This is a genomic window from Larkinella ripae, from assembly GCF_054780775.1.
Genome location: NZ_BAAGVR010000010.1, coordinates 1 through 14,136 on the forward strand (window position 1 = coordinate 1; position 14,136 = coordinate 14,136).

At 38.7% G+C, this 14,136-nt stretch carries 5 protein-coding genes and 2 pseudogenes; 3 read left to right on the forward strand and 4 right to left on the reverse strand.

The features are described 5' to 3' along the window. From ACYVHX_RS06770 to ACYVHX_RS06780, 3 genes and pseudogenes are all read right to left on the reverse strand, one after another. Positions 1-1,749, reverse strand: a pseudogene (locus tag ACYVHX_RS06770) (hypothetical protein); the annotation flags it as partial. 779 nt (positions 1,750-2,528) lie between these two features. Then, positions 2,529-3,767 carry a WcaI family glycosyltransferase gene (locus ACYVHX_RS06775; RefSeq protein ID WP_460670874.1) on the reverse strand — a complete coding sequence of 413 codons (1,239 nt, stop codon included), beginning with the start codon at positions 3,765-3,767 and terminating at the stop codon, positions 2,529-2,531. Between the two features lie 788 nt (positions 3,768-4,555). Next, on the reverse strand, positions 4,556-5,221 hold the full coding sequence (locus ACYVHX_RS06780) for a sugar transferase (RefSeq protein ID WP_460670875.1): 666 nt from the start codon (positions 5,219-5,221) through the stop codon (positions 4,556-4,558). Between the two features lie 905 nt (positions 5,222-6,126). Between ACYVHX_RS06780 and ACYVHX_RS06785 the strand changes: the two are divergent. Both ACYVHX_RS06785 and ACYVHX_RS06790 read left to right on the forward strand, forming a co-directional pair. Continuing rightward, positions 6,127-6,360, forward strand: a pseudogene (locus ACYVHX_RS06785) (transposase); the annotation flags it as partial. 708 nt (positions 6,361-7,068) lie between these two features. Further along, positions 7,069-7,947, forward strand: coding sequence for a glycosyltransferase family 2 protein (locus tag ACYVHX_RS06790; protein ID WP_460670876.1), 879 nt, complete (start codon positions 7,069-7,071; stop codon positions 7,945-7,947). 96 nt (positions 7,948-8,043) lie between these two features. Here the strand turns inward: ACYVHX_RS06790 and ACYVHX_RS06795 are convergent, their stop codons facing one another. Next, positions 8,044-11,841, reverse strand: a complete 3,798-nt coding sequence (locus tag ACYVHX_RS06795; protein WP_460670877.1) for a PA14 domain-containing protein — start codon at positions 11,839-11,841, stop codon at positions 8,044-8,046. A 946-nt stretch (positions 11,842-12,787) separates the two neighbouring features. Here ACYVHX_RS06795 and ACYVHX_RS06800 point away from each other — a divergent pair. Beyond that, on the forward strand, positions 12,788-13,912 hold the full coding sequence (locus ACYVHX_RS06800; protein WP_460670878.1) for a DUF5005 domain-containing protein: 1,125 nt from the start codon (positions 12,788-12,790) through the stop codon (positions 13,910-13,912). Positions 13,913-14,136: the final 224 nt, after the last annotated feature.

Genomic DNA, 14,136 nt, shown 5'->3' on the forward strand with positions numbered 1-14,136 from the left:
GGTGCTGGCCGTGCAGCCCCCTTCACTGGTGGCCGTCACTGAATACGTCCCCGCACTGCTGACGGTAGCTGTATTGGAAGTTGGCCCATTGGGCTGGGTAGCGCCCGAACTAAAACTATAGCTGGTAAAACCTGATGTAGCAGTCAATATTACATTGGCACCGGACGATGTGCTTAGCGGACCGCTGGCCGTTAAGCTCAATATAGGTAAGGGGCTGCTCTCGACGGTCAAACTGGCCGTGGTACTGCAACCGTTTCCATCAGTTGCTGTCACCGAATAAATGCCCGGTGTACTTACCGTAGCCGTGTTAGAGGTTATTCCATCAGGCTGAACTGCACCGGTGCTGTATCTATAGCTACTAAAGCCTGACGTGGCAGTTAATGTCACGAGAGTACAACTTTGTGGCTCGCTGGCGGTTAAGCTGACGGTTTGAGACGAGGTACTGACGGTAATGGGAACAGTTACCGTACGAACACAGCCCTTGGAAGGATCCGAGATCGTAAATGATATTGGATAAGTGCTGCCAGCCCCTAGTGAAGTGGCTGTAAAGCTGTTAGGACTGTAGGTGCCGGCAACTGTAGTCAAAGCAGGTTCTTGATACCAAGTGTCCCCCACAATAAAGCGATTGCTTCCTCCTATTTGTAGAGCAGGTGCAGCGGTCAAATTGCAGGTGGTCGTAATGGGTGCCACAAGCAAATCGTTATTCGTTACATTGGGTATAAAATTCGCTTGGGTGTATTCAAGAATACCATTATTAGTCAGCCCCGAATTTGTATGCGTCAAAGCGGTATTAAGCCGAAAGAGCCCTTCATTAATAAAAGAATTATTATTATTGAGGGGAGCAAATAAAGTCAGAATAGCGCAACCATTGTTGAAGAAAGGAGCACGGTTAAAAAAACCGTAATCTCCTGTAGAGGCTGATGACCCGATCACAATATTACCTCCATTAAATGAAGGTTCCAATGATAAACCTAATGTGTTTACTTCATTACTCAAACCAGTTAATGTTGATCGATCGATCTGGATTTGTGCCTTATTGAGTAAGGTAGCATTATTGAAAAGTCCATATTCTCCAACACTGGCCATAGCACCAATTACCAAGCCGCCGTTGTTGGTGAAGGAGGCAACAAATCCATTGTATAGTCCCGCTTTGGATGATCGGTCAATCTGGATAGCGCTTCCCTGATTGTTAAAGAAGTTACCTTCATTCCAAATACCGTGTTCCCCCACTGTAGCCGTAGCACCAATCACCAGACTGGCGTTGTTAGTGAAAGTGGCAAAAAAACCGTTAAACAAGCCAGCAAGAGTGGAACGGTCAATCTGGATAACGCCCCCGGATTTATTATTAAAAACCCCCTGATTCCGAATCCCATATCCACCTGCCGCTGCAGTTGCACTACCGATAACTACTTGCCCGTTGTTGTTGACCGTTCCCTTGTTGGAAAAAGACGTGGTAAAACCAGCAATGTTTCTGGATCCATGGACGGTCAGATTACCAGTAGAGTTGATGGTGAGCGAGGCTCCTATTTGCACCTCTAATGATCTGGTCAGAGCTGTGACTCCAGCTCCGATACTGGGTCCGTTGGTCACCTTGGGAATAATTACATCACTGGTAGCAATGGGCACCACTTTGGTATTCCAATTAGTCGCTGTATTCCAGTCGGTAGAGGTGGCACCGGTCCAGGTGGTCTGGGCCAAACCGGGGAAAGATACGACTAGAACCAATAGAATTAGTATAGTTGATTTCATAAGAATGTAAGCTCTATTTAGATATCAAATCTGGGCTTGTTTGACTGCCTGTATTTGAAATTGGTGGACAAAGTATTCTAAAGTTGCAACAACTTATCTGAGAAAGCTTTATGAAGGAGCAGATACCATTCCATACAAAGCTTTCTGAAATTAAATATACTACCTATGACTACGCAATGTCAGTAAAATCAGAAAGCTTTTAATTAAATACACATTAAATGTAGCTAGTTAAATACTAATATATTAGATTTTTACTATTAAAATTTATATCAAATTTCAGGAAGTAAAAGCAAAGCTGGCCGATTAATAGAATCTTTTAGTAACAATTTTGCAGATAAAAGTATTTGTAGAGAATGTCCTTCTCTCTTTCAAGGAAACCAATTTACCTTATAGCAGCTTCTAAAAATTCTGACTAAACCATGCGATTCCATCACTGATAATCGAAAAATTCCAATCTGTCAAATAAATTCGCTTTTTCGAGATGATTACCGATGATATGTTTATTAAAGGAGGTTTCTTATCTTTTAATTTCGGGTCAGGCCAATAATGCAATAAACAAACAGCTTCAGCTTGAACCCGCGTAAATCCATTAAAACCGGACGATCATACACGTTATTAACTTATCACAGTTTATCCTCGTCGCATTAGACAATTAATTTCCGGATAGCTAACCTACTGCCGCGCGAAGCTATAACAGAAATTAGAACAAGTTATAATTGGTGATACAAACATTTTAAGATTAATTCCTGTTGCAGGATTAACACATTCCAAATTTAATACTACGCAACGAATGTTTCAAAACGACTCATTACACTATTTATCGAAAGGTGATTTAAAGCATATAACCGCGCATTTTCTCGAATGCGCTGATTATCCCTTTCAATGGCATTCAATATGCCGTTAACCATAGCATCCTGGCTCTCTGATTCAATAAGCAGACCAATGCTGTTTTTATTTACGATTGAGTGTAAATCTGTTCCAGATTTAGCGGTGACAATTGCCAGTCCACCTACGGCTAAAATAGAACTAAGTTTTGAGGGCATAACCAAGTCCGAAGCACTTGACTTCTGAACAACTAAATGGACATCTGCTATATTTAGAAATTGGTTAAGCTTTTCTAAAGGCTGTAAGGGTAAAAAAGAAACGTTAGTTAATTTTAAATCTGATGATAGCTTCACTAGGCTTTCTTTGTAAGGACCAGAACCACATATAACGAATTTCAAATTTGAATTATCTCTTAATGTATTGGCGGCATATAGAATCGATTCTAAACCTTGTTTTTCACCAATAGCCCCAGAGTACAAAATAATTTTATCACTGTTCCGATAGCCAAATTCGTCCTTAATTCTTATATTATCACCAATTGGATATAGTAAAGCAGTATCAACAGAATTGACCAATAAGAAAATGTCCTTTTCTATTTTATCCTGCATTTTTTGAGCCATACCTTTCCCAATCGTTGTTACATAATCAACATTATTGAGAATAAATCCTTCGATTTTAAACAAAAGAGAAATTATGCCTTTAAATTTAATCATGTTCAGATCTCTGGCCGCTTCAATTTGCAGATCTTGGACATGGTACATAGCCTTTGCTCCTCTAGTTTTCTTGTAAAAAATGCCAAGCAATCCGGTTAAAAACGAAGGGCAAATAGTTACAACCAAATCTATTTTTTTACCAAAACACAATTGGATTAGTTTGAAACTCGCTGTGAACAGAAAAGAGAAGTCCAATAACATTCTTTTAAATCCAGAAGGCGCACTAGGAATATACATAGGGCAGCGATGGACTTTTATCCTGCCTCCTGAAGCAAATTCATGGCTTTCTTTTGTATACCAGAATCTTTTTCTATTATACTCCGTATTCACTTTCCAGTGAGGGTAATACGGATAACCGGTAATAACAGTACACTCATAGCCATTCTTTGCTAACCAATAAATCATTTCCCCGCTATATTTCCCAATTCCAGTGTATTCCGGATAATAATTATATCCAATTAATAGTATCTTTTTCTTCATAAATTTCTGATTTGTAATAACAGATTCGGTGAGCTTACAAATACATCGCTCCAAGTCAGCTTAAAAAAACTAGTAATAGCTAGTGTTGCTTTTACTGCCTTAAACGATTTACAACGATTAGCATACTCTAAATTTAATATTTTTCGATATGTTTACTATCCCTTTATTTAAAAGTTTATACTATTTATCCATAACATAATAAGGTATCAAATTTATGATGAAGGTGTAGATTAATAATTACCCTAAAATGGAAATTAAATTTTAATATCTGTGACTTCACTAAAAAAGCTGTAACATTGACCATTGAGCTATGTATTGTATTCTTACACTCACATATATATAATAATACCTCATTATCAATTTCCTACGAGTCATCTGTCAGTGTCTGCAATCGACTCCAACAGATTTTTACGTATATCATTAAATGTTGATTTCTTGATTTTTACTTATAATACAGATTTCAGCAAATAATTAAAACTTTTTTTGTGTCTTACCTAAATGAGAATTTGATTTACCGGTAGAAGGAGCAACACCAGATAGAATGACCTTGGCTCTTTAAACGCTTTGGCCAAGTAGATAGAAATTAAGTTGACCCATCATTATATGGCAATTGACAGCTCTTTGATGCAGATTCACAATGGCAACAGTACTCTTATTAGCTATCCCTTTTTCTTTATATCAAGATTAGCGTTAGCAGTCGGCATCTAAACAATTTTCACAAACTTAATCTTCAGATTAGTTTGTATTTTTTAATCATTTGTTTAAAGTTAAAGATTGACCTTAATTTATCAATTACCCTGAGTTTTTCCTTTAACCATTGAAGCAATTGTCAACCAACAAATCCATACGTCTAACTGCAATGATTTCTTACGGTTATAAAAGCGATCATACCTCACCCGATGTCTCATTTTAACCAGTTTGTCAGTTTCTCCCCGGCAACCATTGACTTGTGCCAGCCCAGTAATGCCCGGTTTAATCCGGTACCGTTTCCGGTAATCAGGCATCGTATTCCAATATTGGGCGCTGTGGGACAGAGCATGAGGGCGAGGCCCTACAATACTCATATCACCTATCAACACATTTAGGAACTGAGGCATTTCATCAAGATTGGTTTTACGCAAAAACCGGCCAATTGCCGTAACACGGGCGTCATTTTTCGTTACTTGCTTGAAATCTTCCGTTGGATTATAAACCATTGTTCTGAATTTGAGGCAATTAAATTCTTTGCCTAGATAACCGGTGCGTTTTTGAATAAATAAAACCGGCCCCCGAGAACCGAATAGTATTAATAATCCAATTAGGGGAATCATCCAAGAAAGGACCAGCATCAAAACCAATACAGAAAAACAAATGTCAAAAATTCTTTTTCCAAAATTTTTATAAGCAATATCACGTCGCCGTACTCTATCATTGTCTACATATAGCGTTTGAAGATTGGTATCAAGACTAAGCATAATTAATAAAATTAAGAGCCAAATAGTTGTTGTTTTGATTATTAAAGAGGTTTGTTCTATTTATATAGAGCGGTATTAAAACTAATTTTTAAAGGATCAAATTGTAATATTTTTGTGAGAAAAATATATTTTTAATTTGGCAACAACGCCAGTTATTTATGAAATTCTAAATCAGCGAGCCTATTCTGTTTTATTTTTCTTTTTAGTGTTAAAACAAAAGCTATCGACAAATATGAGAGAATAAATAATCAGGGAAATTTCAAAAACATCATTTTATAATATTCTCATTAATTTAAAACAGAATTTGTTTAAATTTCACTAACAAACATTACACGCTTATATATTTACAGAAATGAAAATATATATCAATTCTGATTGATTTTATATTCTTATATTAATCATTTAAAACTAACTTCAAAAAATCTTAATTCGATCACTAAATCTTTGATAGTATTTATTTACTCTAAATCATTCTTAAATAAAAAGTATAAAGAGCCTTACCATTTTTCATTAATATTGTATTAAAAGAGAGCATTATTCTAAGAAAAATACTTACCCTTTTGAGCAAACTTATAAAAAAAAATCAATATGGACTCTCGCCATGTGATAAATTAAGGGATAATTTATCTAGTAACTCTACGATAGTGAATAATTAGTAACTTTACTGTTACGGCGTAAATATTTGTCAGACATATAAAAAAGTCAACAAAAAGGAGAATATTCCTTTATTCACTAAAAAGGCAACTTTCAAAATAATTTTTATCATTTTTCAGACAAAGATAGGATTATTAAATTTTAGAATTGAAGAAACGTGGCTGTGGACAATCATACGATAGTCCTTATACGTTGTAGAAACGATTTTAGCTATGTTTGTTATCTTATACTCAAATTTTAATACTTATTACATGCGACGTGTCGAAATTTCCGATTTCCATTGGCAACAAATTGCATTTATTCTACCCGGTAAATTAGGTGACGCAGGGCGCACGGCCCAAGATAATCGTCTCTTTATCAATGCAATTCTATGGATTGCCCATAGGCACATGCCATGGCGCGACTTACCTGAACGATTTGGATCTTGGAACTCAATCTATCGCCGATTTAAGAGGTGGATGAAAGCAGGCGTCTGGAAAAAAGTTAATTTGATTCTTCAGGACGCGGAATTACACGCTCTACTATTTATGCACGAGAAATCATAAGCTAATACCGCAAATACTCACAAACGTACCTAATATTTTTCATGTTGAGATTTTCCTTGAAACTGTTTTAGCACAAGGAAAACCGGGTAATTGTCAAATTTTATCATACTAGAAAATTATCTAGAAACATTTTGGCAATCCACTCAAACTCAAAAAAATTGAAATTTATGTAATAAAAGAGCTGAAATTCAGAATAATATAAGAAAATGTATATTAGCATATGATTTTGAAGCCACTTTTTTGTTTTGAAATTATTGTATGCGACTCAGTAGTCGCTAGGTTCCTAACCATTTCCACACTGTACAAGAAAACCGCCAAAAAAGCCTATTCCAATTTAGTCTGGATCTTTAAATGCCTAAAAAGCGGTAGGTCAATGCAACTACTTATATTGAGACAGAATTGCATTATAGTATAGTACGGTAAATATTGTCGTGTAAAATCGCCTGATAGTGGCTAAAATTAAAATGCCGATGTAACTTTATACAAATAATCAAAATCAGCCATTCTTTTTACAATAGTCGCTCGATTTTGTTCAATAATTTCATGGAATTTGGAAAATTTTAAAGTTATTTACTTTTCACTATAAGAACATTTATAATTTTAACTGAGATATCACTAATTAGAGGTGTAAAAAAATATTATTAAACTATGCAGCTTGATTTAACAATTGTTATTCCTGTTCGAAATGAAGAGCAAAATCTTTCCAAATGTCTTACTGCAATTGGTACTGATTTAGTGCATCAAGTTGTAGTTCTTGACTCTAATAGTACCGACCAAACTGTTGCAATTTCAAAATCATTTGGTGCGACTGTAATTGATTTTGTATGGGACGGGAGATTTCCTAAGAAGCGGAATTGGTATCTGCGGAATCACACACCAACAACAAAGTGGGTCATGTTTCTGGATGCTGATGAGTTTCTGACAGATGGATTTAAGGATGAACTTCGAAGAGCCTTACAGAGCTCCGATAATTATGTTGCTTATTGGCTTCGATATAGCATTTACTTTCTGGGAAAGCTGAATAAAGGGGGGTACTTTCTCCGTAAACTGGCACTATTTCAGGTCGGGAAGGGTGAATATGAAAAGATTGATGAAGACCAGTGGAGTAATTTTGATATGGAAATTCATGAGCATCCTATAATCGAAGGCAGGATTGGAACCATACGGAGCAAAATTGACCATCAGGACATGAGAGGTGTTTCGTATTATGTGACCAAACACAACGAATATTCCAGCTGGGAAGCAGCCCGATTTTTGAAACTTGCCAGTGATCAAAACAAAATTGAAGGATGGTCGTGGATGCAAAAACTAAAATACCGACTCATGCGTACACCTTTCCTAGGCCCAGCTTACTTTATAGGGAGTTTTGTTTTTATGGGCGGATTTCGAGATGGGACCAGAGGGTTTGCATTCGCAACACTTAAGATGTCGTATTTTATGCAAACCTATCTTAAGATCAGGGAATTAGAAGAAAAACAGCAACAAATTAATAGGAAAACATTATTGGATGCTGAGAGTATTTATTAAAAAGTCATCCATTGGAAATAGCATGGCTTTACCTGTTTATTCATCAGTAAAAATAGAAGGCTTCCCGAAATCGGGAAGCCTTCTATTTTTACTGGCTTAGTTCGAAATAATTACCTTTTGCGTGATACGCCGGTTATCTTGAATCAGGCTGATTTGGTAAAACCCATTATGAAGGTGCCGAACGGGCATACGAAATGTATTTTTACCCTGTACGGCTTGATGATCTTTTACAATAACCGATTGTCCTGTGCTGTTCACCAGTTGTAAGGTCACTTTTTCAGCTCTTTTGGCATAATAACTAACCGATATTTCATCCTGCGCAGGGTTAGGGTAAACCTCTACATCTACATTTGCCTCCTCACTATTAACGGCTACCCGCCCCGAGTTTTTCCCCGCCTTATAAGTAAACGTCAAATCTGCCAAACCCATTACGTGTTCCCTGTTAGTCTTGCTATAATATAATATTCTCAGCGTTTTAGGTTGTTGCCATTTACTGGATGAATTCAATGCATTCGTCGTGACGGAGGAAGATGTTCCATATTGAAAGGTCACCTTACCATTTTTCACGGAAACCGAAAACGGTTGTAAAGAAGTTGTTTCTTTACTCAGTTCATCTTTGTGTTTCTGCCTCAGTATTTTGTCGTTTCCGTACAAAAAAGCGTTGGGATAGGGATCAAAAGTCCTATTAATCCGGGCAATAACATTATCGTCATTGTCTAGAATCTCCACGACACCTTTATCGGGTGATGTGGCAGGATCCATGTCATCTTTAGTCCATACGATCTGTCCGGTCAGCGACCATTCGGACAGATTATCCAATGATCCTAAGTCACGGGAAACCGTTGAAGTTAATCCACTGGAGCCTGGTTTAAAAGCAATAAAAATATCCGGATTGGCACGATCAATCGTTTGAACGTTCGTAGTCACCTGCCAGTAATCGGAATACCCTTTGTTATAATCACTGGCGGGCGTTCTACTCCAACCATATAAGCCATTTTCCAGTGTACTGTTAAAACGCAGACCCTCCATCAAATTAAAGGTTCCTGTTCTTGGTGTTGAATTAGCAGGAAAGAGATTGGCATTCGATACTTTTTGTTTCGCTTGACGGGCACTCGACCAAGATAGGGATATCCCACTGTTCGTGTTAGCATTGGTATATTCCAGACGAATCGTGTAGCGTTTTCCGGCTTCGAGGCTAACGGCACGGTTGTAGGTATTGTATTTATTGTTACCCCAATTATCAATCATCAATTTACCGTCAATCCACAAACGGGCGCCGTCGTAAGAATCCAGATAAAAGGTATAGTTCTCCGAAAAATTAGGCTGAACGTAGCCCTCCCAACGTATTGAAAAATTGGAAGAGGAAGATAGGGCAGTGCCGGAGGGTATAGCGGTTTTCCAATCAAAATCTATGCTCTGATCAACTTTTGTTGTCCTCACTTTGAGGTTATTTAAATCAGAACCATCAAAATATTCGGCCGTTAATCCGCGCCCAGTTGATGTGTTGGCACTGTTGATAGCCAAAACCTGTTCCTGAACGGTATTAAGGTTGCTGATTTTCCAACGGTGGATTCCGCCATGTTGTCCTTCGTCCGCGTGATATACGTAATAGTCACTGCCTACTTTAACGATGTTCCAGACAATCGAGTTGCCGGCATAACCGGGATATCCTTTAACATCATACGTATCTGGACCTGCTACACCAAATTGGCCAACAAAAAGACCGTTGTCGTAATAATGGTTATATTTATTGGTTTGTGACTGTTTCCAGAACTCACCGTTGTATCCCCAAAAGATGTTACGATCCACTGTAGTGACCATATTGCCAGCATAAACGACGGTGTTACCAATATCATACGTGCCGTCCGATGGAAATGATCCCATATAGTTCCGGGTAGTGGATTTGGAGGTACGCCATAACCACTTGCCATTTTTGAGGCCACCCAGGTGATAACCTGCCCCACGGGTGTAGCCAGCAATTTCTTTCCCGGTTTCGGTGGCAAAGGATACCAATACATTATTTGCGGTATACTGGTTGCAATTCCAACCATTCATGGCGTGCCCAACCGGGTCATCAGGAGTAATCGTAGGTGTTTTTTCTACGACGACAGCGGTCCCGAATATTGGACTGTTTTTGCTGTCAAAACCGATCAGCGGTCTGCGTTTGTATTGAACCGTTTGTCCTACACCACCATTTGAAATACTCCACAACGTTCCATCGCTAAACAAGCTGAAATTCTCATTGCTCAATGGGAACGTAACGCCCGTATACCGTAAACCCGTTGCAGCATACTCGACAATTTCATAAGCCGTATTGGTATACCGGATTAAGTTGTACGTTCTTCCATTGCTGAGCGTCACTATATTTCGGGTTCGATAATACTGATCATCTTTAGTTCCGATGACATTCCAGGCCCAGTTTCGCTTTAACTTCCATCCACCACTTCCAGGCTGTAGAGATTTACTGTAATCGACTTCAAATTCAAGGTAATTGGCAAATACACGGCTGGGATTGCTTCGATCTACGGCAACTTCATAATGAAAGCCCAAGTTCATGACCTCCGCCAGTACTGTTGTTCGGTCGGCGGCAAAATGGATCATCCGCTGGTTGCCCATATCACCCAGCCACATTGAACCATCTGGCAAGATAGACCCAAATGTATTATCAAAATTGTCCCGCTCTGAGCTAACCTTCCAGTTTTTACCCGTCCGAAACATAAATTTGTCAGAGGTAACTTCTGGTGAATTCGAATAGCCCCCCGGTTTGCCTACCGTCCATAAAATCTTGCCCGTAGAATTAGAAAACCCTCTGTAGACATGGTTCGTGCCACCATCCCCAATGATCACCGTATTATTGTCAGGAGAAACTTGGACTGATAAGGGATCAGATAAGTCTGATAGTGTTAAAATAGGGGCTGATAGCGTTCCATCTGCGTTTATAGTGTGCTTGGTAACACTTTTGTTTTGTACCATCCATAATTTATCAGCACTGTCTACGAATAATTTCTTTGGTATTCCGTAAGTCAACTTCCTGACCAACGCGCCGGTCGTCTTATTTAAGACATGAATACTATTACCGCCGGGTCTAGCTACGAAAATGTATTTGCTCGAAGCGGCAACTCCAAGAATAAAGGCATCGGATGTACCAACAACTGAATTAATTACACTTGCATATTTTCTTCCATGAGCAGCGGTAAAGGCACTACCGCCGGAGAATATGACTTCCTGACCGGTTTTAATAGAAGTTGCCCATATACAACTGTTACCAGTACCTGTATCAAAGCCCCCCCAATAAATATTTTCAGCATCGTTGCATAGAGTGTGGGACATTAAACCAGATCCTTTTATATCGTTCGGATTCGTCCAGATTTCTTCCATAACTCCGGGCGTTTTCAAATTGAATTTGCGCTGCGAGGGCTGTCCTTCTGCATATCCCGTGACGAAATAGGCGTAATCGCCTACAACGCGCATGTCAAAAACCCGATCCGACCAACGGTGCTTTTTCTCCCCGGTCATATTTGTTGACGAATTTCCGATAGTTCCTTCCCAAGTGTAAGAAACGTTATTGGATAAGACCCGAATGTCAAAATCACCATCCTGAACTTGTTTTCCTTCGTCATCAATTCGATCCCAGGTTTGCTTATGCTTTCCGGCAGGATACGTTTTACCGCTCCACAATGTTCTTATTAATGTGCCATCCTTTGCAAAAACACCCGCACTCGTCGTAGCGCCGGTAGACAACGAAAATTCAAATGAAACTTTTTTATATGTATCACTTTGGCCCAAGACCAGCATTCTGTTGAAAAGAATGCTTATTAAAAAAAGTGATAGCAAAAATTTCTTGCCGACAAAAATCCCAGAAATTGTGTTTCTCTTTTTGTAAAAACTTTTCATGATGCAATAAATTTTAAAAGCTCAGCCAACACATTAAGAATTGTAAGACTAACCATTGGGTTGATAATTTAGAATTTAGGCAATACAACACAATTATGAAGTCATATATTGGCTTATTTCAAATACTATGCCAACAATAATCAGACAATAGAACTTGATTTATTTGTTAGTTTTTGGGGTTTTCGCTACTGATCCATGTTTTGCTGAGTAGAATTTCTTGGATTAATTGGTGGTCCGAAAACCGACTCTACCCATACCTCCATTGAGGATACCAGTTGATGCCACATGCCAAATATATGATTTATTCCATCATATACTTTCAGTCAACAGCCTAATTATTAGCAACTTGACGTTCTCATTCCTTTTGTATTAGTAGTTTTATGTGTGGTTTTCTGATCCTAGCAGAATATTACCTAAAGAACTATACCCTCATGAGTTGATTAATGACCTTGCAAATCCCGCCTTCGCAAGCATCACGCACATTATTTATAAAGTATGGAAGTGTAACAACCACTACTGGTATTTTAGTAACTGTCCAATTTCTGTATCAAGTATTCGTATATTCACCTAGTGTGTAGTAAGTATTGTCAAATCGCGTTCTTTATAATTCTTAAAATAATAAGCTTGATTAAAACCACTTACTAACTAAACTATATGCAACTAAATCTTTTTTTGTAAACAATAAAGTTATGTCATTTATCTATACTACAATATAAGCAAACCTGAAGACATATCAGTAATTAACTTGGGATTGACAATGAATTGATAACACCGTTTTAAACTTGATAATTTAAAATAAAGATGTCCATAATCATTTGATCATTTAAAATCATTGTCAATAATTTATTAAGAATTACTCATTAATTACTAAGTATTTCATTGAGTATTACTGACTAATATTTCTCTATATTCGCGAAACAAAGAATATTCACTAAACCTTAATTCCATGAAAAATTCTGTTTATCTATTAATCGTTCTATTGCTTGTAGGCTCCTCTTCCTGTCAACCTGAGCTTTCCTCATCATTCATTCAGGACACTACTTCCGGTGCACGTCTGACGGCTTTAGCACCTGTAGCCCAAGTTGATGCGCAGTACAATAATTTTTTCACACGCTACGCAGCCTGGAACGGAGGTGATGGCGTTTACTCAATTCTTCTTCCTGATGGAAGGATCGTGTGGACGTTCGGCGATACATTCCTGGGCCTTGTAAAACCGGATCGCACTCGCTTACCCAATCAAAACGTTATGGTTCGCAATTCGGTAATGGTTCAGACTGGCGAAACATTCGACGGATTCAAGACCATGAACCAAGGTGCTAATACTACTAACGCAGGCCAAGCGTGCTTTATTCATGCCAAGCAGCAAGCCGGGAATGACTGGTACTGGCCCTTGGATGCAACTGTCTACGACCGTAAACTTCAGGTTGTGCTGAGTCATATTCAAAAAACCGGGTCTGGTTCCTGGGATTTCAAGAATGCTTCGGTCGATATTGCCATCTGCTCGTCTACGGGAGCCATCGAAAAAATTATTGCTAACAAATACTTAGGGGAATTGGGATACGGAGGAGCCCTCTGCGAAGCCGCTGATGGTTACACCTATCTTTATGGTATTAAGCACGGCACCCTCACAACGGATGTTGTAGTAGCTCGCGCTCCAAAAGGTGACCTGACAGCGGTTTGGCAGTATTGGAATGGCAGCCAGTGGGGAAGCCAGCCTAGCCCCTTCTCAATCTATAAAGATGCGTCAGATCAGTTCAGCGTGTTTCGGAACGGTAGTAAATACTATTTATTCACGCAGGAAATCATTTTTGGCCGCCGGTTATTTCTATCAGAATCGAGCAGCCCGGTTGGACCATGGACAAACAAACGACTCCTTTACACGGTTCCTGCTGAACACAGTACTGGCAAAGTTTTCACCTACAATGCTTTAGTGCATCCTGAACTGTCGAAAAACGGCGATTTGATGATTTCTTATTGCGTTAACGCCACAAATTTTGCTGACAATTTTAACACGCCGGGCAGTGCAGATCGATACCGTCCCTACTTTATTCGGGTAAAGAACTGGCAATAAACCGCATACCGCAACCTGATCTGTAGATACCTACGAGTTAGACCAGCTCATTGCATAAGTTCACCTGAAAGATTTGGGTGAATAATGTGGCAGATGAGCTGGCCTTCCCATTTTTTGCTTATAAAGTTTCAGGTAATAGAAGGCTGTCAATTGGCAGAGTATAATTGAAAGCTTCCCCGAAAATAGTAGCAACTAAAAATAGAATTTAGTCGCTAACTTTAACG

Excerpts from the sequence above, each read along its gene's own strand:
- ACYVHX_RS06780 (WP_460670875.1), bottom strand. The coding sequence starts at position 5,221 with ATGCTTAGTCTTGATACCAATCTTCAAACGCTATATGTAGACAATGAT.
- ACYVHX_RS06795 (WP_460670877.1), bottom strand. The coding sequence starts at position 11,841 with ATGAAAAGTTTTTACAAAAAGAGAAACACAATTTCTGGGATTTTTGTC.
- ACYVHX_RS06800 (WP_460670878.1), top strand. The coding sequence starts at position 12,788 with ATGAAAAATTCTGTTTATCTATTAATCGTTCTATTGCTTGTAGGCTCC.
- ACYVHX_RS06790 (WP_460670876.1), top strand. The coding sequence starts at position 7,069 with ATGCAGCTTGATTTAACAATTGTTATTCCTGTTCGAAATGAAGAGCAA.
- ACYVHX_RS06775 (WP_460670874.1), bottom strand. The coding sequence starts at position 3,767 with ATGAAGAAAAAGATACTATTAATTGGATATAATTATTATCCGGAATAC.